General features: G+C 68.2%; 23 protein-coding genes. 11 read left to right on the top strand and 12 right to left on the bottom strand.

Features of this window, described 5'->3' with window-relative positions; all coding sequences use genetic code 11:
* The first annotated feature begins 25 nt into the window (after window positions 1-25).
* A complete protein-coding gene (locus RALTA_RS00175; protein WP_012351378.1) occupies window positions 26-577 on the top strand; it encodes a MarR family winged helix-turn-helix transcriptional regulator in 552 nt (183 codons plus the stop codon).
* 36 nt (window positions 578-613) lie between these two features.
* Here RALTA_RS00175 and RALTA_RS00170 read toward each other — a convergent pair whose 3' ends face one another.
* The gene (locus tag RALTA_RS00170) at window positions 614-1,861 is read right to left on the bottom strand and encodes an MFS transporter (protein ID WP_012351377.1); all 1,248 of its coding nucleotides are present in this window, start codon (window positions 1,859-1,861) and stop codon (window positions 614-616) included.
* A 127-nt stretch (window positions 1,862-1,988) separates the two neighbouring features.
* Between RALTA_RS00170 and RALTA_RS00165 the strand changes: the two genes are divergently transcribed.
* Complete coding sequence (locus RALTA_RS00165) at window positions 1,989-2,861, top strand: AraC family transcriptional regulator (RefSeq protein WP_012351376.1); 873 nt, start codon at window positions 1,989-1,991, stop codon at window positions 2,859-2,861.
* A 24-nt stretch (window positions 2,862-2,885) separates the two neighbouring features.
* On the opposite strand, the gene RALTA_RS00160 is transcribed toward RALTA_RS00165, so the two are convergent.
* From RALTA_RS00160 to RALTA_RS00150, 3 genes are all read right to left on the bottom strand, one after another.
* On the bottom strand, window positions 2,886-4,130 hold the full coding sequence (locus tag RALTA_RS00160) for a M20 aminoacylase family protein (protein WP_012351375.1): 1,245 nt from the start codon (window positions 4,128-4,130) through the stop codon (window positions 2,886-2,888).
* 204 nt (window positions 4,131-4,334) lie between these two features.
* Window positions 4,335-5,183 carry a fumarylacetoacetate hydrolase family protein gene (locus RALTA_RS00155; RefSeq protein ID WP_012351374.1) on the bottom strand — a complete coding sequence of 283 codons (849 nt, stop codon included), beginning with the start codon at window positions 5,181-5,183 and terminating at the stop codon, window positions 4,335-4,337.
* Window positions 5,184-5,215: 32 nt separating this feature from the next.
* The gene (locus tag RALTA_RS00150) at window positions 5,216-5,935 is read right to left on the bottom strand and encodes a GntR family transcriptional regulator (RefSeq protein ID WP_012351373.1); all 720 of its coding nucleotides are present in this window, start codon (window positions 5,933-5,935) and stop codon (window positions 5,216-5,218) included.
* A 190-nt stretch (window positions 5,936-6,125) separates the two neighbouring features.
* On the opposite strand from RALTA_RS00150, the gene RALTA_RS00145 reads away from it, so the two are divergent.
* The 3 genes from RALTA_RS00145 to gstA all read left to right on the top strand — a co-directional run bounded on the left by RALTA_RS00145 (window position 6,126) and on the right by gstA (window position 9,018).
* Window positions 6,126-7,424 carry an MFS transporter gene (locus RALTA_RS00145; RefSeq protein WP_012351372.1) on the top strand — a complete coding sequence of 433 codons (1,299 nt, stop codon included), beginning with the start codon at window positions 6,126-6,128 and terminating at the stop codon, window positions 7,422-7,424.
* A gap of 97 nt (window positions 7,425-7,521) precedes the next feature.
* Window positions 7,522-8,250, top strand: a complete 729-nt coding sequence (locus RALTA_RS00140; RefSeq protein WP_012351371.1) for a maleate cis-trans isomerase family protein — start codon at window positions 7,522-7,524, stop codon at window positions 8,248-8,250.
* Window positions 8,251-8,391: 141 nt separating this feature from the next.
* Complete coding sequence (gene gstA, locus RALTA_RS00135) at window positions 8,392-9,018, top strand: glutathione transferase GstA (protein ID WP_012351370.1); 627 nt, start codon at window positions 8,392-8,394, stop codon at window positions 9,016-9,018.
* Window positions 9,019-9,046: 28 nt separating this feature from the next.
* Here the strand turns inward: gstA and RALTA_RS00130 are convergent, their stop codons facing one another.
* The 6 genes from RALTA_RS00130 to RALTA_RS00105 form a co-directional block, all read right to left on the bottom strand.
* Window positions 9,047-9,676: a glutathione peroxidase gene (locus RALTA_RS00130; RefSeq protein ID WP_012351369.1), complete on the bottom strand. Its 630-nt coding sequence runs from the start codon at window positions 9,674-9,676 to the stop codon at window positions 9,047-9,049.
* 82 nt (window positions 9,677-9,758) lie between these two features.
* Window positions 9,759-11,345, bottom strand: coding sequence for an MDR family MFS transporter (locus RALTA_RS00125; RefSeq protein WP_407637498.1), 1,587 nt, complete (start codon window positions 11,343-11,345; stop codon window positions 9,759-9,761).
* Between the two features lie 211 nt (window positions 11,346-11,556).
* Entirely contained in the window at window positions 11,557-11,997 is a 441-nt protein-coding gene (locus RALTA_RS00120) for a CBS domain-containing protein (RefSeq protein ID WP_012351367.1), read from the bottom strand.
* Window positions 11,998-12,151: 154 nt separating this feature from the next.
* A complete protein-coding gene (dbpA, locus tag RALTA_RS00115; RefSeq protein ID WP_012351366.1) occupies window positions 12,152-13,561 on the bottom strand; it encodes an ATP-dependent RNA helicase DbpA in 1,410 nt (469 codons plus the stop codon).
* A gap of 22 nt (window positions 13,562-13,583) precedes the next feature.
* Entirely contained in the window at window positions 13,584-14,519 is a 936-nt protein-coding gene (locus RALTA_RS00110; RefSeq protein WP_012351365.1) for a DUF72 domain-containing protein, read from the bottom strand.
* A gap of 141 nt (window positions 14,520-14,660) precedes the next feature.
* On the bottom strand, window positions 14,661-15,869 hold the full coding sequence (locus RALTA_RS00105) for a DUF4382 domain-containing protein (RefSeq protein ID WP_050976427.1): 1,209 nt from the start codon (window positions 15,867-15,869) through the stop codon (window positions 14,661-14,663).
* 301 nt (window positions 15,870-16,170) lie between these two features.
* Here RALTA_RS00105 and RALTA_RS00100 point away from each other — a divergent pair, with 301 nt between their 5' ends.
* On the top strand, window positions 16,171-17,970 hold the full coding sequence (locus tag RALTA_RS00100) for a methyl-accepting chemotaxis protein (protein ID WP_012351363.1): 1,800 nt from the start codon (window positions 16,171-16,173) through the stop codon (window positions 17,968-17,970).
* Between the two features lie 12 nt (window positions 17,971-17,982).
* Here the strand turns inward: RALTA_RS00100 and RALTA_RS00095 are convergent, their stop codons facing one another.
* Complete coding sequence (locus tag RALTA_RS00095) at window positions 17,983-18,426, bottom strand: helix-turn-helix domain-containing protein (RefSeq protein ID WP_012351362.1); 444 nt, start codon at window positions 18,424-18,426, stop codon at window positions 17,983-17,985.
* Window positions 18,427-18,490: 64 nt separating this feature from the next.
* Here RALTA_RS00095 and RALTA_RS00090 point away from each other — a divergent pair, with 64 nt between their 5' ends.
* On the top strand, window positions 18,491-19,384 hold the full coding sequence (locus RALTA_RS00090; RefSeq protein WP_012351361.1) for a class I SAM-dependent methyltransferase: 894 nt from the start codon (window positions 18,491-18,493) through the stop codon (window positions 19,382-19,384).
* Window positions 19,377-19,898, top strand: coding sequence for a DUF2938 domain-containing protein (locus RALTA_RS00085; protein WP_041232027.1), 522 nt, complete (start codon window positions 19,377-19,379; stop codon window positions 19,896-19,898). The genes RALTA_RS00090 and RALTA_RS00085 overlap by 8 nt, the downstream gene beginning before the upstream one ends.
* 19 nt (window positions 19,899-19,917) lie before the next feature.
* Here the strand turns inward: RALTA_RS00085 and RALTA_RS00080 are convergent, their stop codons facing one another.
* Window positions 19,918-20,241, bottom strand: a complete 324-nt coding sequence (locus RALTA_RS00080) for a nucleotide pyrophosphohydrolase (RefSeq protein ID WP_012351359.1) — start codon at window positions 20,239-20,241, stop codon at window positions 19,918-19,920.
* 145 nt (window positions 20,242-20,386) lie between these two features.
* Here RALTA_RS00080 and RALTA_RS00075 point away from each other — a divergent pair, with 145 nt between their 5' ends.
* The 3 genes from RALTA_RS00075 to RALTA_RS00065 all read left to right on the top strand — a co-directional run bounded on the left by RALTA_RS00075 (window position 20,387) and on the right by RALTA_RS00065 (window position 22,811).
* On the top strand, window positions 20,387-21,046 hold the full coding sequence (locus RALTA_RS00075; RefSeq protein WP_012351358.1) for a methyltransferase family protein: 660 nt from the start codon (window positions 20,387-20,389) through the stop codon (window positions 21,044-21,046).
* A 134-nt stretch (window positions 21,047-21,180) separates the two neighbouring features.
* Window positions 21,181-21,975 carry an IclR family transcriptional regulator gene (locus RALTA_RS00070; RefSeq protein WP_012351357.1) on the top strand — a complete coding sequence of 265 codons (795 nt, stop codon included), beginning with the start codon at window positions 21,181-21,183 and terminating at the stop codon, window positions 21,973-21,975.
* A gap of 80 nt (window positions 21,976-22,055) precedes the next feature.
* Window positions 22,056-22,811, top strand: coding sequence for a glutamine ABC transporter substrate-binding protein (locus tag RALTA_RS00065; RefSeq protein ID WP_012351356.1), 756 nt, complete (start codon window positions 22,056-22,058; stop codon window positions 22,809-22,811).
* Window positions 22,812-22,818: the final 7 nt, after the last annotated feature.

The following is a 22,818-nucleotide window of genomic DNA, read 5'->3' as shown; positions in this document are numbered from 1 at the left end:
GATCCGCTTCGTCCTGCCTGCCCTGATGACCTCCCGCCGCAAACCCGAAGACGCGCCCGACCATGTCGACGGCATCCTCGCCCAATGGGCGCGCGAACGGCCTGACCTCGATACTTCGCCGATGGGCATCCTGGGGCGTCTGGGCCGGCTTAACCGCCATACCGGCCGGGCGATCGAGGCCGCGCTGGGCGCAACCGGGCTGCAGCCGTGGGAGTTCGATGTGCTGGCGACGCTGCGGCGGGCCGGGCCGCCCTATGCGCTGTCGCCGGGGGCGCTGATCGGTTCGCTGATGATCACCTCGGGCACCATGACCAACCGGCTCGACCACCTCGAGCGGGCCGGACTGGTGCGGCGCGAACCCAAGCCGGACGACCGGCGCGGGCTGCTGGTGGCGCTCACCGACGCCGGCCGCGCGCGCGTCGACCATGCGCTGGCACTGCACGTGGCCAACGAGCACCGCCTGCTGGAAGGATTGACCGCGACGGAGCGCGCGCAGCTGGCCGCGCTGCTGCGCCGCTGGCTGCGCATGTTCGAGCCGCCACCGGGCGATGGCGGCGAAGGCAAGTCAGGCGACTGAGCGCCGCGCGCTCGCCTGGCCCGCTTCAGGCCCGCTTCAGGCGCGCTGCGGCCCTTCGCGCAGATCCGGCAGGAACACCGTCAGCAGCCCCAGCAGCGGCAGGTAGGCGCAGTACTCGTACACCGCGCGGATGCCGTGGGTATCGGCCATGCCGCCCAGCACCGCGGCGCCGATGCCGCCCATGCCGAAGGCAAAGCCGAAGAACAGCCCCGACACCATGCCGACCTTGCCGGGGATCAGCTCCTGCGCAAACACCAGGATCGCCGAGAACGCCGAGGCCAGGATAAAGCCGATGATGAAGGTCAGCACCGTGGTCCAGAACAGGCCCACGTGCGGCAGCAGCAGCGTGAACGGCGCCACGCCCAGGATCGAGGCCCAGATCACGCGCTTGCGGCCGATGCGGTCGCCGATCGGGCCGCCCAGGATGGTGCCGGCCGCGACCGCGAACAGGAACAGGAACAGGTGCAGCTGCGCGTCCTGGCGCGCCAGCGCGAAGCGCTCCATCAGATAGAAGGTGTAGTACGAGGTCAGGCTGGCCATGTAGAAGTACTTGGAGAACACCAGCACCATCAGCACCACCATGGCCCGCACCACCACGCGCGTCGCCACCGGGCTGGCGGTCGCACCGGCCGCCTTGCGCTTGCGCGCCCCCTGCGCCAGCTGGCGCGCGTACCAGCCGCCGATGCGCCACAGCACCACGATGCCCACCAGCGCGGCCAGCGAGAACCACGCCAGGCTGGCTTGCTGGTGCACGATCAGCGCGGCCAGCAGCGGGCCCATGGCGCTGCCGCCATTGCCGCCGACCTGGAAGATCGACTGCGCCAGCCCGTGCTGGCCGCCCGATGCCATGCGCGCCACACGTGATGACTCCGGATGGAAGATCGACGAACCGGTACCGACCAGCGCCGCGGCCACCAGCAGCACGCCATAGCTGGGCGCGACCGACAGCAGCAGCAGGCCGGCCAGCGTAAAGCCCATCGCCACCGACAGCGAATGCGGCTTGGGATGCTTGTCGGTGTACAGGCCCACCACCGGCTGCAGCAGCGACGCAGTGACCTGGTAGGTCATGGTCAGCAGCCCGATCTGGGTGAAGCTGAGATTGAAGCCGCCCTTCAGCATCGGATAGATCGCCAGGATCAACGACTGGATCATGTCGTTGAGGAAGTGGGCGAAGCTGATCGCGGACAGCACGCGGAAGCCGGTGCGTTCCGCCTGCGGGGACGGGGAAAGCGAGGGGGTCGCGGGGGCTGCGCCAGCCGGCGCGGAGTCGATGGTTGTGCTCATTGGCGGCTCTCGACAAACGGAAAGCGGCCGACGGGGGCGCCGGCCATGAAGGATCTGAGCACCGATGCTAGCTGGCACGCCGGCGCCTGTCCTGCGAGAATAGGTTCGCAACCTTGGAGAAAAGGACATGGCGCGCGCCCCCCGCCCTCTTTCCGCCGCGGCCCCCGACAGCCGCCGATCCCGCCAGCCGCTTCCCGATCCCACGCCCGAGACGCTGGCGCTGGGCGATACCTACGCCGATCCGCCGCCCTATTTCCGCTTCGACCGCAGCCCGCTGCCGGTCACGGCGATGGCGGCCGACTACCTGCCGGGCCACGTGACCCAGCCGCATCAGCATCCGCATGCGCAGCTGATCCACGCCGTGCATGGCGTGATGGTGGTGGCCACCGCCGAAGGCCAGTGGATCGTGCCGCCCACGCGCGGCATGTGGATGCCGGGCGGCACCACGCACTGGATCCGCATGGTAGGGCGGGTGCAGATGCGCACCGCCTATATCCGCCCCGATGCCGCGCCCGACCTGCCGCAGCGCTGCACGGTGCTGGGCATCTCGCCGCTGCTGCGCGAGCTGATCCTGGCCGCGGTGGAGATCGCCCTGCCCTACGCGCCCGACACGCGCGACGCGCGCCTGATGCGGCTGCTGCTCGATGAAGTGATGCTGGTGCCGTCGCTGCCGCTGCACCTGCCGCGCCCGGCCGACGCCAGCCTGCGGCAGATCTGCGAGGCCATCGCCGACGCCCCCGACACCGCGCTGACCCTGGCGGACTGGGGCGCGCGGCTGGGACTGGACCCCAAGACCATCCAGCGCCGCTTTGCGCGCGAAACCGGCATGACCTTCGGCCAATGGCGCCAGCAGGCGCGCCTGCTGGCCGCGCTGGAAAAGCTGGCGGCCGGCAGCAAGGTGGTGGATGTGGCGCTGGACCTCGGCTACGACAGCCCGAGCGCGTTCGCGACCATGTTCCGGCGGCAGTTCGGCGTGCCGCCGAGCGCGTTCTTCCGTTGAGGCCCCGTAGCGCGGAACCCGGGCTCAGTGGCCCAGGTAGCGCTCCACCAGCCGCGTCCAGTACGCCGCGCCGACGGTCAGGTTGTCGTCGTTGAAGTCGTAGCCGGCGTTGTGCAGCAGCGGCTGGTTGGCGCCATTGCCCAGCCGCACGAAGCAGCCCGGGCGCTGCTGCAGGAAGTAGGCAAAGTCCTCGCTGCCGGCGATGCGCGCGGCCTGGTCCACCACCTTGCCGGTGCCGACCAGCTCCTCGGCCACCTGCCGCGCGAATTCGGTCTCGCGCTCGCTGTTGACCAGCACCGGGTAGCCGCGCACGTAGTCGATCTCGGCCACCGCGCCGTAGCCTTCGGCGTGCGCCGTGGCGAGCTGGCGGATGCGGTGCTCCAGCGAGGCGCGCACGTCGGGGCTGAACGAGCGCACGCTGAGTTCCATGCGGGCGCTGTCCGGAATCACGTTGGGGGCGTGGCCGGCGTGCAGCGTGCCGATCGTCACCACCGCGGTTTCGTTCGGATCGACATAGCGCGACACCACCGATTGCAGCGCCATCACCAGGCTGCCCGCCACCAGGATGGGATCGACCGACTGGTGCGGGCGTGCGGCGTGGCCGCCCTTGCCGCGAATGGTGATGGTGACAGTATCGCAGGCCGCCATGAACGGGCCGGAACGGAACAGGAAAGTGCCCTGCTCCACGCCCGGATGGTTGTGCAGGCCGAAGATGGCGTCGCAGGGAAAGCGCTCGAACAGCCCGTCGGTCAGCATGCGCTCGGCCCCGCCGCCGGCGCCGATTTCCTCGGCCGGCTGGAAGATCAGATGCACGGTGCCGTTGAAGTTGCGCGTGCGCGCCAGTTGCCTGGCCGCGCCCAGCAGGATCGCGGTATGGCCGTCGTGGCCGCAGGCGTGCATGCGGCCCGCATTGACGCTGGCGTACGGCAGCGCGGTGCGCTCGTGGATCGGCAGGGCGTCCATGTCGGCGCGGATGCCCACGCTGTGGCCGCTCTCGCCGCAGCGCAGCGTACCCACCACCCCGGTTCCGCCCACGCCGCGCGTGACCGCGTAGCCCCACCCTTCGAGCAAGGTGGCGACAAGGCCGGCGGTGCGGACCTCGTCGAAGGCCAGTTCGGGGTGCTGGTGGATATTGCGCCGGATGGCTTCGAGTTCGGCGCGGCTGTCGAGGGTATCGGCCAGCGCGCAGTATCGGTGCTTCAGTGGCGACGCGGGGGACTGGAGTGTGGCGCCGAGATAAGACTCGATTTCGGGGGCGTGCTCGGACATGACGTTTTGCTCTCTGGCGAAACCTGTATAACCAGTATTTCACGCAGAAAAGCCCAGCGAAACGTCATGCCCGGTATTTCCTGTAAAACCATGTAATCCGGCTGCTTTCTGCGCCAGAACTGTTGCCCTAATCGTACGCTTTGTATGGAAACCCAACGCTTTGTATGAAAGCGTATCGATGGGGAACCCTTTTGGCGTCCAGGATCAGCGCTCGCCGTACGCCACCACGCGCTGCACCTGCTCGCCCAGTCCATCCACGCCCAGCCGCATGGTGTCGCCAGCTTTCAGGAAGCGCGGCGGCTTGCAGCCCATGCCCACCCCGGGCGGGGTGCCGGTCGCGATCAGGTCGCCGGGCAGCAGCGTCATGAAGCGGCTGACATAGCTGACCAGCGTGGCGACGTCGAACACCATGGTCGCGGTGGTGCCCTGCTGCACGCGCTCGCCGTTGACCTCCAGCCACAGCCCCAGCGCCTGCGCGTCCGGCACTTCGTCGCGGGTCACCAGCCACGGGCCGGCCGGGCAGAAGGTGTCGCAGCCCTTGCCCTTGTCCCAGGTGCCGCCGCGCTCGATCTGGAACTCGCGCTCCGAGACGTCGTTGACCACGCAGTAGCCGGCCACGTGCTCCAGCGCCTGCTCGCGCGAGACATTGCGCGCGGTGGTGCCGATGACCACGCCCAGCTCCACTTCCCAGTCGGTCTTGTGCGAGCCGAACGGCAGCATCACCGCATCGTTGGGGCCATTGAGCGAGCTATTGGCCTTGAGAAATACGATCGGCTCGGCCGGCAGCGGCATGCCGGCTTCGGCGGCGTGGTCGGCATAGTTCAGGCCGATCGCCACGATCTTGCCGATACCGGTCCAGGGCACGCCAAAGCGCGCGCCTTCGATGACAGGCAGCGTCTGCGGGTCGAGCCGCGCCAGCGCTTCCAGCGCCGCTGGCGCCAGCTGCGCCGCATCGACATCGGGGATCACGCCGGACAGGTCGCGCACGCGGCCTGCCGCATCGATCAGTCCGGGGCGCTCGGCGCCGGGGTTGCCTACTCGAACCAGTTTCATCGTCGTCGTTGTGGGTGGAGGGTTAAGGGGGTTCAGGCGGATTGCTTGAGCGCGCCGTTGCGCGCGGTGCCTTCGGCCAGCGTTTGCGCCACCACGGTCAGCACTTCCCGGGCGGTGTTCTCGGAGTGGCTGCGCAGCACCTGGGCCAGCCGCGGCCGGCCGGGCTCGCGCAACGCGGCCATGATGGCCTCGTGTTCTTCGTGCGACTCCTGCCAGCGCAGGGTATCGGCGTTGGCGGCGCCGCGCGCGCGGTGGACCTTGCTCATCAGCGCGGCGTAGACGCCGGCCAGCACCGGGTTGGCGGCCCCGTCGATGATGAGCTGGTGGATCTCCTGGTTGATGCGGAAATAGTCGGTGCGCCGGCCGGCGGCATGGGCATCGATCATGGCCTGGTGGCGCCGCTCCAGCTTGGCCATCGCCGCCGGGCCCAGCCGCTGCGCCGCCAGCTCGCCCGCCAGCGCCTCCAGCCCGTGCAGGGTTTCGAAGGTGGCGCGCAGTTCTTCCAGGTCCAGCGGCGCCACCCGGTAGCCGATGTACTGCCGGTGCAGCACCAGCCCCTCGGACACCAGCACCTTCAGCGCCTCGCGCAGCGGCGTCTTGGACACATCGAAGGTCTCGCAGAAGGCGCGTTCGTCGATGCGCGCGCCGGGCGGAAGTTCGCCCTCTTCGATCATGGTGCGCAGCCGCGCGGCGATCTCGGCCGACATGCCAAGCGTGCGCAGGCGCGCGGAGGGGGAAAGCGTTTGTGTCACAGACGTCACCAAAATGGGGAAATGCACCACAGCAAGGCTACCACACCCTGAAATTGTGCATCCGCAACATCGTAAAATCAATAACTTACACGCGTTGTAATTACAGATTACGTATCCTATACTCCGGCCTGTTGCGCGACACCCCCATCAGAACTGCCTCAACCGAAGGACGAAAACAGGAGACGCCGTCATGCAGACGACAACGCGGGCAACAGTGATGACCGAGGCCAGAACCTCGGTGCGCTGGAAGATTTTTTTGATGATGCTGTTTCTTATCGCGATCAACTACATCGATCGCGCCTCGCTGTCGGTGGCCATGCCGCTGATCGCCAAGGAGTTCGACCTCAGCCCCACCATGCAGGGCCTGATCCTCAGCTCCTTCTTCTGGACCTACGCGCTGATGCAGGTGCCGGGCGGCATGCTGGCCGACAAGTACAAGCCGCGCATCGTGATCGCGTGCGCCACCGTGTTCTGGGGCATCGCCCAGGCCGTGGCTGCCTTCACGACCAACTCCACGCAGCTGCTGCTGACGCGCCTGGGCCTGGGTGCGGCCGAGGCGCCGATCTACCCGGCCGGCGGCAAGCTCAACGCGATCTGGATGACGCAGAACGAGCGCGGCCGCGGCGCCACCTTGCTGGACGGCGGCGCCCCGCTGGGCGCGGCCCTGGGCGCGATCATCATCACCTGGCTGATCGCCTCGCTGGGTTCATGGCGCCTCGCCTTTATCGTCGCCGGCGTGGGCACGGTGCTGGCCGGCGTGCTGGCCTGGTACTACGTGCGCAACTCCCCGCGCGAGCACCGCGGCGTCAACGAGCTGGAAGCGCGCTACATCGAAGACGCCCTGGCCAATGAACACCGCGCCGAGCCGGCCAACCTGTCGGGCCGCTCGCTCGACTTCTTCAAGTACCGCTCGGTGTGGTGCATGGCGATCGGCTGGATGTGCTTCAACACCGTGTTCTACGGACTGCTGACCTGGATGCCCAACTACCTGAACAAGGTGCACGGCTTCGACATCAAGCAGATGGGCGGCGCCAGCTTCATCATCTTCTTCAGCGGCTTCGTCGGCGAACTGATCGGCGGCTGGATCGCCGACAAATGGAAGGAAGCCGGCGGCCGGCCCAACGTGGTGATGCGCACGCTGTTCGGCATCGCCGCGGTGGTGGCGACGGCGTCGATCTTCTCGGTGGCCTATGTCACCGACCCGGTGGTGGTGGTCGTGCTGCTGTCTTCCACGCTGTTCTTCCTGCGCTGGTGTGGCCTGTTCTGGTGCGTGCCGTCGATGCTGGGCACGCGCAACAAGGTGGGCTTCCTGGGCGGCGTGATGAACCTGGGCGGCAACATCGGCGGCATCTCGGTGCCGATCATCGTCGGCATGATCGTGCAGTTCACCGGCTCGTACTTCCTGGCGCTGATGTTCTTCGCCGCGGCCGGCGTGGGCCTGCTGCTGGCTTCCACCGCGATCGACTACGAGACTAAGATTCCCGTCTAAGACCCGTCGGATCACCGAGCTCCGCAAACAGAAGACATCCCGCGACAGGCGCCGGCAACGTCCCGGCGCCCGCACTCACTCCTGAGACAGAACCACAATGACCAAGCAAATCCGACTCGGCATGCTGACGCCGTCTTCCAACACTGCGCTCGAGCCCATCACCAGCGCAATGGTCGCCGGCCTGCCCCATGTCAGCGCGCATTTCTCGCGTTTCACCGTGACCGAGATCTCGCTGCGTGACCAGGCCCTGGGCCAGTTCAACCTCGACAAGATCCTGGCCGCCGCCAGCCTGCTGGCCGACGCGCGCGTCGATGTCATCGCGTGGAACGGCACCTCGTCCGGCTGGCTCGGCTTCGACAAGGACGAAGCACTGTGCAAGCAGATCACCGAAGCCACCGGCATCCCGGCCACCACCTCGGTGCTGGCGCTCAACGAGATCCTGGAAAAGACCGGCGCGCGCAACTTCGGCCTGGCCACGCCGTACCTGGACGACGTGCAGCAGCGCATCATCGCCAACTATGAGCGCAGCGGATTCCATTGCGTGGCCGAGAGCCACCTGGACCTGCACGTGAACTACAGCTTCGCCGAGGTCGAGGAAGACACCATCCGCGAGATGGTGCTCGGTCTGGCGCAGCACCAGCCCCAGGCCATCACCACGTTCTGCACCAACCTGCGCGCCGCGCACCTGGCCGAAGCACTGGAAGCGGAAACCGGCATCCCGCTGTACGACACCATCTCCACGGTGGTTTGGAAGTCGCTGCGCCTGTGCGGCGTGGATACGCGCGAACTGCGCGGCTGGGGCCGCCTGTTCCGCGAAGTCGAGTAAGCCAGGGCGACGTCCCCAGTCCTGTGCAGATCTGCAATGCGCGTCCGCAAGGACGCGCATTGCCGCATAAGGGCCCCGATCCTAGACTGCCTCCACGGCCGCCGCATGGCGTGGCGGCCAGGCAACCACCACAGGATCGCGATGAAGCTCTACTACACTCCGGGCGTCTGCTCGATGGCCGTCCATATCGCCCTGCGCGAAGCCGGCCTGCCGGTCACGCTGGCCAAAGTCGACCTGCACACGCACAAGCTGGCCGTGCCCGAGAACGGCACCGACGACTACTACACCATCAACCCGCGCGGCTACGTGCCGCTGCTGCAGCTGGACGACGGCTCGCGCCATACCGAGGTGGCGTCGCTGCTGCAGTACGTTGCCGATCTCGTTCCCGAACGCAAGCTGCTGCCGGCGGCCGGCACCCGCGAGCGCCTCGAAGCCACCGGCTGGATCACGCTGGTGTCGACGGAATTGCACAAGGTCTTCAGCCCGTGGCTGTGGCACAAGGAAACCGCGCAAAGCACGCAGGACGAGTGCAAGGCGAAGCTGCAGCGCCGCTTTGCCGAACTTGACCAGCACCTGCAAACCCGCCAGTACCTGACCGGCGACACCTTCACGGTGGCCGATGCGTACTGCTTCACCATCGTCGGCTGGGCCCGCATCCTGAAGCTGCCGCTGAACGACTACCCGGCGCTGCAGCAATACCTGTCGCGCGTTGCGGCGCGGCCCGCGGTGCAGGAAGCGATGCGGGCCGAAGGGCTGGTGCGCGACTGAGCGCAGCCGCGCGGCACAGGATCGCTGCTCAGCGCGGCGCGGCGAGCAGCGATTCGATCTTCGCCACCAGCTCCTTGTCGTCCGGGGTGGTGCGGCTGCCGTAGCTGGCCACCACCTTGCCGTCGCGGCCGATCAGGTACTTGTAGAAATTCCATTTCGGCGCGGTGCCGGTCTGCTTTGCCAGCAGCGCATACATCGGGTTGGCCTCGCTGCCGCGCACATGCGACTTGCCCAGCATCGGAAACTTGACGCCGTAGGTGTTGTAGCAGAAGTCCGCGATCTCTTTCTGCGAGCCTGGCTCCTGCGAGAAGTCGTTGGACGGGAAGCCCAGCACCACCAGCCCGCGCGCGTTGTACTTGGCGTACAGCGCCTCCAGCCCCTCGTACTGCGGCGTGAAGCCGCAATAGCTCGCGGTATTGACCACCAGCACCACCTTGCCCGCGTACTGGCACAGGTTCTGCGGCGCGTCGTCCTGCAGGCGCGGGAAGGTGAAGTTGAGCGATGCCGGGCAGGCGCCCGCAGCGGCAGGGACCGTGGACGTGGCGGGCTTGTCGGCGGCGCGCAGCGGTGCCGGCAACAGGGCCCCGCTGGCGGCTGCCAGGGTGAGGGCGGCAGCCAGGGGAACGGACAGGCGGAAAGGCAGAGGGCGACGGCTCATGGCGACGGGGCTCCGGTGGTCGGCTCGCTGGTTCGGGTACGCGTAGTCTACGCCGATGGGGGCCTGTCGGATGCGCCCCGCGTCAGTCCATCGCCAGCGTGGCGGCGTGCTCGGTGACGCTGCTGCGCAGCTCGACGTCCGGCATGCGCCGCACGATCAGCAGCGCCAGTACCGCCGCCGCCGCGCCCACCGCAAAGATCAGGTGGAAGCCGGACTCCACGCCACCGGCCAGCACCGCGCGCACCGACGGCGACAGCTGCGCGAAGGCCTCGCTGCCATGGCGCAGCGCGCCCAGGTCCAGCGCCTGCGTGACCCCGGAAGCCGCCAGCGCATGGCGGAACTCCAGTGTCAGCAGCGTGCCGGCCACCGCGCCGCCCAGCGCGCTGCCGAGCGAGCGCAGCACCAGCAGCGCGCCGGTGCCGGCGCCGGTATCGCGCCGCTCCAGCGCGTTCTGCACGCTCATCAGCGTCGCCACCATGGTGATGCCCAGGCCCACGCCCGCCAGCGTCATCGCCGCCAGCACCACGGCCAGCGGCACGGCCGGGGTCACCAGTGCCAGCACGATCAGGCCCAGCGCGCCGGCGATATAGCCCGCGGTCAGGATGCCGCGCAGGCGGCCCACGCGCGGCGCCAGCCACGCCACGATGAAGTTGCCCGCCACCGTCGCCAGCAGGAACGGCATCACCAGCAGACCGGAGGTCGACGCATCGGCGCCGCGCACCAGCTGGAAGTGCAGGGGCAGGGCGAAGATGCACAGGAAGATGTCCAGCGCGGCCAGCGCCGACGCGGCCACGCCGAGCACATAGGCGCGGTTGGCGAACAGGCGCGGCGGCAGCATCGGGTCGGCCGCGCGGCGCTCCTGCCAGGTCAGCAGCAGCACGGCAGCGACGGCGGCCAGCAGCAGCGCGCCCAGTTCCGGCGAGAGCCAGTCATAGACGTCGCCGCCCCAGCTCATCGCCAGCAGGAAGGCGACGATGGCCACCGCCAGCAGCAGCGCGCCGAGCCAGTCCACGCGCGCGCGCCCGCCGCGCGCGGGCAGCATGGCCAGGCCGCGGTAGCACATGAACATCGCCAGCAGGCCCAGCGGCACATTGACCCAGAACAGCCAGCGCCACGACATGTGGTCCGAGACCCAGCCGCCCACCAGCGGCCCGGCGATCGACGCCACCGCCCATACCGTGGCCAGGTAGCCCTGATAGCGCCCGCGCTGGCGCGGCGCCACCACGTCGGCGATGGCGGCCTGCGCCAGCGACATCAGCCCGCCGCCGCCCACGCCCTGCAGCGCGCGGAACAGGATCAGCTGCCCCAGCGTCTGTGCCAGCGCGCACGCCACCGAGGCGCCGATAAACAGCGTGATCGCCACCATCAGCAGTCGCCGCCGCCCGAAGCTGTCGGACAGCTTGCCGTACAGCGGCGTGGTCACCGTCGACACGATCAGGTAGGCCGTGACGATCCACGACAGGTGGCCGAAGCCGTTCAGGTCATTGGCAATCGCCGGCACCGCCGGGATCACCACGGTCTGGTCGAGCGCGGCCAGCAGGATGCACAGCACGATGCCGCCGATCACGCGCATCACCGCCCGGTGGTCATGGACGGGCAGGGCGGACGCGGGATCGGGCCTGGAAGAGACAGCGGGCGCGGTGGAACCGGCGGAGGCGGGCGAAGACATGGGCAAGCACAGGGCCGCAGCAATGTGCGGCGAAAGCAACGTCGAAAGCAGGGAATCTGGGCCGGGAACCGCGCGAGGGGGGCGTGACGCCGGAGCGGGTGGCCTAATTCAGCGAACGCATAATTATATGCGTCCAGCGAATATCGTGCTTGCAGCGGGATCGAGTCATTCCCGCGCCGGCGGGAATGACGGTGGTGTTCGGAGGCAACCGCTAGCGGCCACCGCCCGTGATGTAATGCTCGAGCTGCTCGATGATGAACTGCTGCTCGGAGATGATGTCCTTGACCAGGTCGCCGATCGACAGCATGCCGATCAGCTGGTTGCCCTCCATCACGGGCAGGTGGCGCAGGCGGTGCCGGGTCATCAGCGCCATGCATTCGTCGGTGGTCTGGTTGGCGCTGACGTAGATCACCGCGGTGGTCATGATGTCGCGCACCAGCGTCTCGCGCGAGGTGCGCTGCATCAGGATCACCTTGCGCGCGTAGTCGCGCTCGCTGAGGATGCCCTTGATCTCGCCATGCTCGATGACCAGCAGCGCGCCGATGCCTTTCTCGGCCATCAGCTGCAGCGCGGCGTAGACGGTCGCCGTGGGCGGAATGCTGTAGATGGCCTGACTCGGCTTGGACTCCAGAACCTGGCGTGCGGTTTTCATCACCAACTCCTTTTCCGTCGAGAAAGATGCGGCTGGCGCTACCTGGCTTGCTGCCAATGGAACCAGAGTAGCAAAGGAATGCGCGACCTTACAGGGTGACTTACGCTAATCTTTGTAAGCAAGCGTGTGGCGCTCCCCATACCGGGCGCCCGCACTACTCCGTCAGCATCCGCACCTTCACCTTCTTGCCCTTGACCTTGCCGGCATTGAGCCGCTTCACCGCCTCGCGCCCGATGCTGCGCTCGACGGCGATATAGGTCGACATTTCCAGCACGTTGATCTTGCCGATCTGCTCCTTGGCAAAGCCGGCCTCGCCCGTCAGCGCGCCGAGGATGTCGCCGGGACGGATCTTTTCCTTGCGGCCGCCCAGCATCTGCAGCGTCACCATCGGCGCCAGCAGGCGTTCGGAACTGGCCGGCGTCAGCTCGGCCAGCGGGTGCCATTCGAACTCACCACCGTGGTGCTGCTCCAGGTTGCCCACGCGCCCCATCTCGTCCATGCTGACCAGGCTGAAGGCCCAGCCCTCCTGGTCGGCACGCCCGGTGCGGCCGATGCGGTGCACGTGGACCTCCGGGTCCGGCGTGATCTCGACATTGATCACCGCCTCGAGCTGGGCGATATCGAGCCCGCGCGCGGCCACGTCGGTGGCGACCAGCACCGAGCAGCTGCGGTTGGCGAACTGCACCAGCACCTGGTCGCGTTCGCGCTGCTCCAGCTCGCCATGCAGCGCCAGCGCCTGGTAGCCCTGCGCGCGCAGCAACTCCACCAGGTCGCGGCAGCGCGCCTTGGTATTGCAGAAGGCCAGCGTGCTGGCCGGGCGGAAGTGGTCCAGCAGCCGTCCCACGGCGTTGAGGCGCTCGCTCTCTTCCACCTCGTAGAAGCGCTGGCGGATGGTGGTGTTGTCGTGCGTGGCTTCCAGCTTGAGCGACTGCGGATTGCGCAGGAAACGGTGGCTCAGCTTGTCGATGCCGGGCGGGTAGGTCGCCGAAAACAGCAGCGTCTGCCGGTCCCTGGGGCAGCGGCTGGCCACATAGGCGATATCGTCGAAGAAGCCCATGTCGAGCATGCGGTCGGCCTCGTCGAGCACCAGCGTGTTGATGGCCGCCAGGTCCAGGCTGCCGCGGTCGATGTGGTCGAGGATGCGGCCCGGCGTGCCGACCACGATATGCGCGCCATGGATCAGGCTGTCGACCTGCGGGCGCATCGGCGAGCCGCCGCACAGCGTCAGCACCTTGACGTTCTCTTCGGCGCGCGCCAGGCGGCGGATTTCCTGCGTGACCTGGTCGGCCAGCTCGCGCGTGGGACACAGCACCATGGCCTGTACGTCGAAGCGGCGCGGATCGAGCCGGTGCAGCAGCGCCAGCCCGAACGCCGCGGTCTTGCCGCTGCCGGTCTTGGCCTGCGCCACCAGGTCCTGGCCGGCCAATGTGATCGGCAGGCTGGCCGCCTGGATCGGCGTCATTTCGTCGTAGCCGAGCTGCGCCAGGGTGGCGAGCATGGCGGGCGACAAGGGCAGGGCGGAGAAAGCGGGGCCGGCTGGCGGCTGGGCGGGGGTCGAGTTCATGCGGGATTATAGCGAGCCGACGTCAGGCAGCCGCATCGGCGGGCGGCGTCCAGCCCAGCCGCTCCAGCAGCGCCTGGGCCGCGGCCGGCGCGCGTTCCTTGGCACCGTTGATGAAGAAGAGAAAGACCTCGCGCTGGCGCGCCGTGGGCTGACGATCACCAAGCACCGGCAGGTCGTCCGGCTGCGCGCCCTGCGCCCACGACCGCGCGCGTGCGGCCCATTGGTCGAGCGCCTTCGGACCATAGCCGGTCTTCAGCTTCTCGCTGCTTTCCATCAGCCGCGCGTAGACGAAATCGGCGGTCAGGTCCGCCATCGAAGGGAATTTCCGCGAATCGGTGAAGACCGTGGCGGCCTTGTACTTGCGCGCCAGAGCCAGGTAGTCCGGCGACAGGAAACTGTCGTGCCGCACCTCGAGCACGTGACGCAGCGACACGCCTTCCACGGAGGCCGGCAGCAATTGCAGGAAGGCCTCGAAGTCCTCCGCATCGAACTGCTTGGTCGGCGCGAACTGCCACACCACCGGCCCCAGCTTGCGGCCCAGCTCGGCAATGCCGCTGTCGATAAAGCGCGCGATCGAGTCGCCGGCCTCGGCCAGCACGCGGCGGTTGGTGGCAAAGCGCGAGGCCTTCACCGCAAAGACAAAGTCATCGGGCGTCTCGTCACGCCACTTGGCGAACGAGGTGCGCTTCTGCGTGCCGTGATAGGTGCTGTTGATCTCGATCGCGCTCAGGTGCCGGCTGGCGTAGGCCAGTTCGCGCGACTGCGGCAGCTTCGCCGGATAGAAATTGTCGCGCCACGGCGCGTAGTTCCAGCCGCCGATGCCGACGCGCACCAGCCCGGCCGGCGCTGCGGCCTTGCGCGATGGCGCGGCCGATGGAGTTTTGGACGGGGCCCCGGACGCGGCCGCAGAGGCTGCGGCTGGCGTGGATGCGGCCTTCGCGGCGGTGCGTGCAGGCATGGCGCGGTCTCCCGAAGCGCGAGACTGGCAGTCTAGCGGGAAACCGCGCCGCGTGGTGGCGTCATCGCCGGAGGCCGTCGCCCATGAAAAAACCGGAAGAGGGCATTGCCCCCTTCCGGCCCGCTCCCCGATCCCCCGGGTTCAGAACGAGAAATTGAGCAGCACGTCCGCGATATTGACGTCCGCGGGCTGCGTCTGCACGGCCCCGCTGACGCTGGTGGCCTGGATGCTGTACTTGCCAGCCGCGGCGCCGTCCGCCGACAGCGGGATCGGCAGCGCGGCCTGGTAGGTGCCTACCACCGGCGCGGCCACCGGCAGCGCGGGTTCGGTCGCAAACAGGCTGTAGGCGCCGGTATCGCTGGCCGCCGCCGTCGCGGCGATTTCAAAGGTACCGCCGCTGACCAGCTGCAGCGCGCGCAGCGTGGCTTCGGCCGAGGCCGGCGCCACCGTGCCCGAGACCCGGCGATAGGTCGAAGCCGGCAGCGTCATCGGCGCCGCGGCGGTCGAGATCGCCGTGGGCGTACCCACCACCACCGGCACGCCGCGCACGATGCCCGCCGCCTTGGCGTTGGCCGCGCCCGGCACCACCACCACGTCGACCGGACCTGCCGTGCTGCTTTGTTCGATCGGCGACAGGCGGAAGCTGCCGTTGGCATCCGCCACGGTCGACTTCACCACCACGCCGTTGCGTTCGGCATAGACGCGCGCACCCGGGGCCGCGGCCACCACGCCGTTGACTTCGCCGCTGACGGTCATCGGGATCGCGGTCACCACCGGCTTCAGGCCAAAGGTGCCATTGCCCCGCCGCACCACCGACTTGCACGCGTCGAAGTCCAGCACCAGGTCGGTCAACGTGCCGCGCGCCACCGAGAACGAACGATTGATCTTGATGCCCGACTGCACCGCGCTGGGGGTATCGAGCGGCTGCTCGGCGCCGCCCACGGGCACCACCGAATTGGCCAGGGCCGAAGCGCCGCCACCGCGGTTGGCATCCAGCACCAGGCGTACCTGCTGGTAGTTGCCGGCCGGCAGTGCGGTCTGGCCCAGCACCGTCATCACGCCGTTGGTCAGCGACAGCAGGTCGATCTTGCGCGCGGGCACGACGTCGATGTCGACCCAGCCCCCGGCGCTGGTGTCGGCGCTGGCGCTGCTGTGCACGCGCACCTTGTTGACCGTCACAAAGACATTGCTGAAGCCGCAGGCAGGCGCATCCGTCATCGACACCTGCAGCGTGCCGCGCCCGGCATCGCCGCCATCATCACCGCCGCCACCGCCGCAGGCGGCCAGCGCAAGGACGCCGCTCAGGGCAAGCAGGCGCAACGGTGCAGAAGTCTTGGCAAGGAATGACACGGTGATATCTCCGCTTATTGTGTATGGGTTGATCGCAGCATATGTGCCGGTTCGCATAACCGGTGTAAATCTTTGTAATACGTTGTGAAAAAGTCCGGCCCCTTGTCTGCATGACTGATCAGGAGGTCTTGCGCGATCGCAACGATTCTCGCTGCATTGTTTCGTCAACTGCGGCGAACGTAAGCGCATGCATCACTTTGCTCAAGTCGGCCCGGCGCGCTCCGTATACAGCGGGGTGGAAATCCCACGCTGCAGATTCCTGCAAACGCCCCCAACGATTCCTTACGAAGGATTCCCCTTGATGTTCACTACCATCCGCGCGCGGATCGTGGCCCTGTGCGTTGCCATCGTGGTCGCCGCGCTCGCCATCAACACGGCACTGAACCAGTTCGTTGCCAATCGCCATAACGAAGACGCCATCGACAGCAGCCTGGCCGCGGTGCAGAGCGGCCATGCCAGCGCCATCGTCGACTGGGTGGCCTCGCACAGCCGCATGATCGAGTCGCTGCAGGACGCCGTGCTGCAGCCCGAACCCGATGCCGCGCTCCGGCAGATTGCCCAGGCCGGCGGCTTTACCAACGTCTACGTCGGCTACGCCGACAAGACCGCGAAGTTTTCCAACCCGCAAGGCATCCCGCCCGGCTACGACCCCACCGGCCGTCCGTGGTACCAACAGGCCGCCGCGGCCGGCAAACCGGTGGTCACGCCGCCTTACGTCGATGCCGGCACCGGCAAGCTGGTGGTGGCGTTCGCCGCGCCGGTGGTGCGCGACGGCAGCGTGCAAGCCGTGGTCTCCGGCGATGTCGCCATGGATACGGTGATCACCAACGTCAAGGCGATCCACCCGTCGCCGGCGAGCTTCGGCATGCTCGTGGCCCGGAACGGAGACATCGTCGCCCATACCGACGACAAGCTCACGCTCAAGCCGGTCACTGACCTCGTGCCCGCGCTCGGCGCCGACAAGCTCGCCGCGCTGGCGGGCGCGAAGACGCCACTGGAAGTCGACGTGCGCGGCAGCGCCAAGCTGCTCGGCGCGCGCGCCATCCCCGGCACCGACTGGCTGGTCATCGTCGCGCTGGACAAGGCCGAGGCCACCGCCGGCATGCGCTCCGTGCTGATCGCCTCGGTCATCGCGCTGGTGCTGATCGCCGGCGTGGCTGCCGCGGTGGTGTGGGGCGTGGCAACGATGTCGCTGCGCGGCCTGTCCACCGTGCGCGACGCCATGGACGCGATCGGCTCGGGCGACGGCGACCTGACCCAGCGCCTGCCCGCAAACGGGAACGACGAGGTGGCCCAGATCGCGCGTGCCTTCAACACCTTCGCCGACAAGCTCTGCACGATCATGCGGCAGATCCGCGATGCCAGCGCATCGGTGCGCGCCGCCGCCGACGAGATCGCCGCCGGCAACATGGACCTGTCGCGCCGCACCGAGTCAGCCGCCGCCAGCCTGCAGCAGACCGCCGCGTCGATGGAAGAGATCACCGCCACCGTCGGCCAGTCGGCCAACTCGGCGCAGCACGCCAACGACTCGGTCGCCGCCGCCTCGCGCGTCGCCGCCGACGGCGGCGTGGTGATCGGCGATGTGATCAGCACCATGGGCCAGATCGAGACCGCGTCGGTCAAGGTGTCGGACATCATCGGCGTGATCGAGGGCATCGCCTTCCAGACCAACATCCTGGCGCTGAACGCCGCCGTCGAAGCCGCGCGCGCCGGCGACCAGGGCCGGGGCTTCGCCGTGGTTGCCGGCGAGGTGCGCGCGCTGGCCCAGCGCAGCGCCCAGGCCGCGCGGGAGATCAAGACCCTGATCGAGACCACCGTAGGCAGCGTCGCCTCGGGCTCCGAGCAGGTTCGCCGTGCCGGCGACACCATGGGCGAGATCGTCAGCAACGTCTCGAAAGTCACCGGCATTATTAGCGAGATCACTCACGCAGCGATGGAACAGACCCGCGGCATTCAAGAAGTGAATATGGCTGTGAGCCAGCTGGACCAGATGGTGCAGCAGAACGCGGCGCTGGTGGAGCAGTCGACCGCGGCGGCTGCGGCGCTGCAGACGCAGGCGGGCAGCCTTGCGGGGGCGGTGGGCCAGTTCAGGCTGGACTGAGATCCCAGGCAGTCATCGCGCCTTGGCCGGCGGCACGGCGGGACGCTCGCGCCGCCCGCCGATGGCGCCGGTGCTGGCGGCCCGCACGATCCTCTGGAAGGTCGGACACTCCATATGGCTCGGCGCCGGGCACACCGCCGCATGCCGCAACCCGTCGCGCATCGCCGTCAGCTTGCGGATGGTCCGGTCCAGCTCGTCCGCCTTGGCGGCCAGCATCTGCCGGTCGATGCGCGGCTGGCCCTGCGGCGAGAACATCTGCGCAATATCGTCCAGCGAGAAGCCCGCCGCGCGCCCCAGCGCGATCAGCGCCAGCCGCTCCAGCACCCCTGCATCGAACACACGCCGCATGCCGCGCCGGCCGATCGACACGATCAGCCCCTTTTCCTCGTAGTACCGCAGCGTCGAGGCCGGCACGCCGGCCTGCCGCGCCACTTCCGCAATATCCAGGCTTCTCACCGCTTGACCTCAAGTCGACTTGAACTGGCACAGTGTAGCTTCCAGCCAGGCAAGGGATAAGACCATGGGTGAACAACAGCAAATCAGCGGCAACGGCGGCGAGCAGGCCGCACTGTGGAACGGCGTCTCCGGCCAGGCCTGGGTCGAGCACCAGGGCCTGCTGGACGACATGTTCCGGCCAATGGAAGCGCAACTGGTGCAGGCCGCCCGCAACGCCGCGGCGCAGCGCATCCTCGACGTCGGCTGCGGCACCGGCAGCACCACGCTCGCGCTGGCGCGGCACATCGGTGCGCAAGGCCACTGCACCGGCGTCGATATTTCCGGGCCGATGCTCGCCGTCGCGCGGACCCGCGCGCAACGCGAGGGCATCAACGCAAGCTTCATCCACGCCGATGCGCAGGAACATGCCTTCGCTGCAGCGAGCTTCGACATGATCGTGTCGCGCCTGGGGGTGATGTTCTTCAGCGATCCGGTGCGCGCCTTCGCCAACCTGCGCCGGGCCGCGACATCTGATGCCACGCTGCACTGCATCGCCTGGCGCAGCGCCGCCGAAAACCCCTTCATGACCACCGCCGAACGCGCGGCCGCCCCGCTGCTGCCGAACCTGCCGCCGCGCCAGCCCGGCGCGCCGGGCCAGTTTGCCTTCGGTAACCGCGAGCGCGTGTTGTCGATCCTGCAAACGAGCGGCTGGGGCGATATCGATATCCGCCCGACCGACGTGACTTGCACATTGCCGGAGCCGGCGCTGGCCGGCTACCTGTCGCGACTTGGTCCGGTCGGGCTGGCGCTGCAAGGCGCCGACCCGACCACGCGCGAGCGCGTCGCCGCAACCGTCCGCGCCGCGTTCGATCCCTACGTGCAGGGCGACACCGTGCGCTACACCGCAGCGTGCTGGACCATCACGGCCCGCGCGACCGCGGCCGCTACGCCCAGGCGCCAGGACACGAACCATGCCTGATCACGCCACCGCGATGCTGCTCCACGCCACGGTCATCGGCACCGGCGCCACATTGGTCATGGATGCCTGGGCCATCGTGCGCAAACGGCTGCTCGGCGTACCCGCGCTGAACTATGGCCTGGTCGGACGTTGGCTCGCGTGGCTGCCACGCGGACGCTTCCATCATCACGCCATCGCCGCCACGCACCCTGTGCGCGGCGAACAGGCCATCGGCTGGATCGCGCATTACCTGACCGGCATCGCGTTTGCGGGAATACTGCTGGGGTTATGGGGCCTGGACTGGGCGCGCCAGCCGACGCTGGCACCGGCCCTGATCGTAGGCATCGGCAGCGTCGCCGCGCCCTTCCTGCTGATGCAGCCCGCGATGGGCGCAGGTATCGCGGCCAGCCGCACGCCACAGCCGTATGTGGCGCGGATGCATAGCTTGGTGACGCATGCGGTGTTCGGGATGGGGTTGTATGGGGCGGGTTGGCTGGCGCGGCTGATCGCCGATCCCAACTGGTCATTGGCGTAAGCGCACCCGCCTGTGCGACTCACTCCGGCACCGGATACTTCCTCGCATTGATTTCCATCTTCGCCCGCACCGCGGCGTCGAGATCCACGCCGAGCGCCGTCACCAGCTGGGCCAGATAGATGGTGATGTCCGCAAGCTCCTGCTCCACGTGCTCGCGCTTGGGCGTGGACATGATGGCGCGCGATTCGTCCTCGGTCTGCCACTGGAAGATCTCGACCAGTTCCGAGACCTCGACGCTCAGTGCCATCGCGAGGTTCTTGGGGCTGTGGTACTTGCCCCAGTGACGGGCTTCGCCGAAGTCGTAGGCGGCTTGCTGGAGGTTCTTGATATCGATCAGGGGCATGGAGGTGTGGCGATAGTGTTTCGCTGCGCGCAGCTATCCGGCGGGCGCAAAACGCTGATTTAAGCACGAGCCGGCCACCCTCGACATGCACGCCGCCCGCGGCTTACCCTTCGCTTGTGCATCTACCGTCGCCACGGAGGTTTCCATGCGCCCGACTCCCGGCCTGACCATGGCCACGCTGGCCGGCACGCTTGCCTACCTGGCCATCGCCATTGCCGGCTGGGGCGGCCCGGGGCCCTTTTTTGCCCACCCGGCGCGCATCGCGCTGGCGCTGGTCCTTTTTGCGCTCGCCATTGCCGCAGTCTTTTCCGGCGGCAACGTCAGCAGCGGCATGCGCGAGGACCGCGGCAACCGCTGGGTACTGGCCGTGTTCGGCGTGCTGGGGCTGCTGGCGGCCTACCTGCCGCCCTTTACCGACCGCCTCGGCGTCTGGACGATCGACGGCGACACCATGCGCTGGGCCGGCGTGGCCATGTTCGCCGGCGGCGGCGTGCTGCGGCTGTGGCCGGTGTTCGTGCTGGGCAACCGCTTCAGCGGGCTGGTGGCGATCCAGCCCGGGCACACGCTCGTGACCACCGGCATCTACGGCGTGATCCGGCATCCCAGCTACCTCGGCTTCCTGACCAGTTCGCTGGGATGGGGGCTGGCCTTCCGCTCCGGCGTGGGGGTAGTGCTGACGTTGCTGATGGTGCCGCCGCTGCTGGCGCGCATCCGGGCGGAAGAAGCGCTGCTGCGCGACCAGTTCGGCGAGGCGTATGCGTCCTATTGCGCGCGTACCTGGCGGATGCTGCCCGGGATTTACTGACCATCACGAAGCGGCGCCGCGCGCACCCCACCCATCAAATTGCGACCCACCAAGGGTTATCCCTAGGCACGCATTCCCATTTTCCGGGACTGGCGGTTTTGTTTTCCGGGAATCCGGTCCTATTCTTGGGCCCCATGTTGAATGCTGTCGACCCAACCATTGCCCCGCAACCGGCGTCTCCCACGTCCACCGAATCGGCCCAGCCTGCCGGCGGCGCCGATCGCGTGCTGTTCGTGCTGGCCGCGCTGGCGCACCACGGCGCGCCGATCACGGTGCGCGAACTGGTGGCCCGGACCGGCCTGCCCAAGAGCACGCTCTACCGCCAGCTGATGCTGCTCAAGCGCTGGGGCTTCGTGCTCGAGTCCGACGGCGAATACGCGCCGGGCCCGATCAGCCTGCAGCTGGCGCTCGGGTTCGACATGGCCTCGCACCTGGCCCGCGAAGCGCTGCCCGATATGCGGCTGCTGGCGCAGCAGTCGGATGAAAGCGTCGGCCTGGTGGTCGCGGTCAAGGATCACGCGGTATGCCTGGAGATGGTGGAGAGCCGCCAGTCGCTGCGCTGCTCGTTCGAGAAGGGCCGCGGCGTGCCGCTGCGCGCGGGCGCGTCGGCCAAGTCGCTGCTGGCCTTCATGCGCGACGATGCGCGCGAGCGCGTGGTCCGGGCCCAGTGCGAGCCGGCCGAAGCGGAACAGCTGCTGGCGGAACTCGCCGCGATCCGCGCGACCGGCTATGCCGTCAGCGAGGGCGAAGTGGACCCCGGCGTGTGGGGCGTGAGCGCACCGCTGTTCTCGCGGCGGGCCAAGGCCGACGCGCTGGGCTCCATCACGCTGATGGTGCCGGCCACGCGCAGGCAAGGCCGCGAAAGCGCGCTGATCGACATGACCGTGGCGGCAGCCATGCGGATTTCCGCGCGGCTGCAGTCTTACTGAAAACCTGAAGCAATCGTTACCGCACCGTCCGCAAGCCTGCGCGACGGCAGATTTCCCGTTCCCGGAAAAAGGAGACCCCCATGAACCTTCGTCGCAAATGCCTGATCGCCGCCCTCTCGGCCGTGGCCGGACTGACCTTCGGCGCATCCGCGCACGCGCAGGACAGCAACGTGCTGCGCGTCGCCACCGACGCCACCTTCCCGCCGATGGAATTCATCGAGAACGGCAAGCGCACCGGCTTTGACGTCGAGCTGGTGGAGGCCATGGCCAAGACCATGGGCAAGCAGGTGGAATGGACCAACATCGACTTCAAGGGCCTGATCCCGGGCCTGGTCTCGCGCCGCTTCGACATGGCCGTGTCCGGCATCTACATCACCCCGGAGCGCCGCAAGGTGGTGGACTTTACCGAGCCGTACTACACAGGCGGCCTGGTGGCGCTGGTCAAGAGCGGCAACACCGCCATCAACAAGCCGGAAGACCTGAACGGCAAGAAGGTCAGCGTGCAGGTGGGGACCAAGTCGGTCAGCTTCCTGCGCGACACCTATCCGCAGGTGACGCGCGTGGAAGTCGAGAAGAACCAGGAAATGTTCAACCTGGTGGAGATCGGCCGCGCCGATGCCGCCGTGACCGGCAAGCCGGCCGCGATGCAGTACGTCAAGACCCGCGGCGGCCTGCGCGTGGTGGAACAGCAGCTGACCACCGAGGAATACGGCATGGCCGTGCGCAAGGACACGCCCGAACTGACCCGCGCGCTGAATGCCGCGCTGGCCAAGGTCAAGGCCGATGGCACTTACGCGAAGCTGACTCAGAAGTGGTTCGGCAGCGCCGCCAAGTAAGCCACGC

This window comes from Cupriavidus taiwanensis LMG 19424, from assembly GCF_000069785.1.
In the GTDB taxonomy this organism is placed as follows: domain Bacteria; phylum Pseudomonadota; class Gammaproteobacteria; order Burkholderiales; family Burkholderiaceae; genus Cupriavidus; species Cupriavidus taiwanensis.
The sequence above is the reverse complement of the archived record's forward strand: the minus strand, read 5'-3'. Positions and strand labels throughout refer to the sequence as shown.

Bases quoted from the DNA above. Each gene is read 5' to 3' on its own strand.
- RALTA_RS00110 (WP_012351365.1), bottom strand. From the start codon at position 14,519: ATGCCTGCACGCACCGCCGCGAAGGCCGCATCCACGCCAGCCGCAGCC.
- dbpA (WP_012351366.1), bottom strand. From the start codon at position 13,561: ATGAACTCGACCCCCGCCCAGCCGCCAGCCGGCCCCGCTTTCTCCGCC.
- RALTA_RS00120 (WP_012351367.1), bottom strand. From the start codon at position 11,997: ATGAAAACCGCACGCCAGGTTCTGGAGTCCAAGCCGAGTCAGGCCATC.
- RALTA_RS00170 (WP_012351377.1), bottom strand. From the start codon at position 1,861: ATGAGCACAACCATCGACTCCGCGCCGGCTGGCGCAGCCCCCGCGACC.
- RALTA_RS00070 (WP_012351357.1), top strand. From the start codon at position 21,181: ATGTTGAATGCTGTCGACCCAACCATTGCCCCGCAACCGGCGTCTCCC.
- RALTA_RS00165 (WP_012351376.1), top strand. From the start codon at position 1,989: ATGGCGCGCGCCCCCCGCCCTCTTTCCGCCGCGGCCCCCGACAGCCGC.
- RALTA_RS00160 (WP_012351375.1), bottom strand. From the start codon at position 4,130: ATGTCCGAGCACGCCCCCGAAATCGAGTCTTATCTCGGCGCCACACTC.
- RALTA_RS00175 (WP_012351378.1), top strand. From the start codon at position 26: ATGACCTCCCGCCGCAAACCCGAAGACGCGCCCGACCATGTCGACGGC.
- RALTA_RS00065 (WP_012351356.1), top strand. From the start codon at position 22,056: ATGAACCTTCGTCGCAAATGCCTGATCGCCGCCCTCTCGGCCGTGGCC.
- RALTA_RS00090 (WP_012351361.1), top strand. From the start codon at position 18,491: ATGGGTGAACAACAGCAAATCAGCGGCAACGGCGGCGAGCAGGCCGCA.
- RALTA_RS00130 (WP_012351369.1), bottom strand. From the start codon at position 9,676: ATGAGCCGTCGCCCTCTGCCTTTCCGCCTGTCCGTTCCCCTGGCTGCC.
- RALTA_RS00080 (WP_012351359.1), bottom strand. From the start codon at position 20,241: ATGCCCCTGATCGATATCAAGAACCTCCAGCAAGCCGCCTACGACTTC.
- RALTA_RS00085 (WP_041232027.1), top strand. From the start codon at position 19,377: ATGCCTGATCACGCCACCGCGATGCTGCTCCACGCCACGGTCATCGGC.
- RALTA_RS00125 (WP_407637498.1), bottom strand. From the start codon at position 11,345: ATGTCTTCGCCCGCCTCCGCCGGTTCCACCGCGCCCGCTGTCTCTTCC.
- gstA (WP_012351370.1), top strand. From the start codon at position 8,392: ATGAAGCTCTACTACACTCCGGGCGTCTGCTCGATGGCCGTCCATATC.
- RALTA_RS00075 (WP_012351358.1), top strand. From the start codon at position 20,387: ATGCGCCCGACTCCCGGCCTGACCATGGCCACGCTGGCCGGCACGCTT.
- RALTA_RS00140 (WP_012351371.1), top strand. From the start codon at position 7,522: ATGACCAAGCAAATCCGACTCGGCATGCTGACGCCGTCTTCCAACACT.
- RALTA_RS00145 (WP_012351372.1), top strand. From the start codon at position 6,126: ATGCAGACGACAACGCGGGCAACAGTGATGACCGAGGCCAGAACCTCG.
- RALTA_RS00100 (WP_012351363.1), top strand. From the start codon at position 16,171: ATGTTCACTACCATCCGCGCGCGGATCGTGGCCCTGTGCGTTGCCATC.
- RALTA_RS00155 (WP_012351374.1), bottom strand. From the start codon at position 5,183: ATGAAACTGGTTCGAGTAGGCAACCCCGGCGCCGAGCGCCCCGGACTG.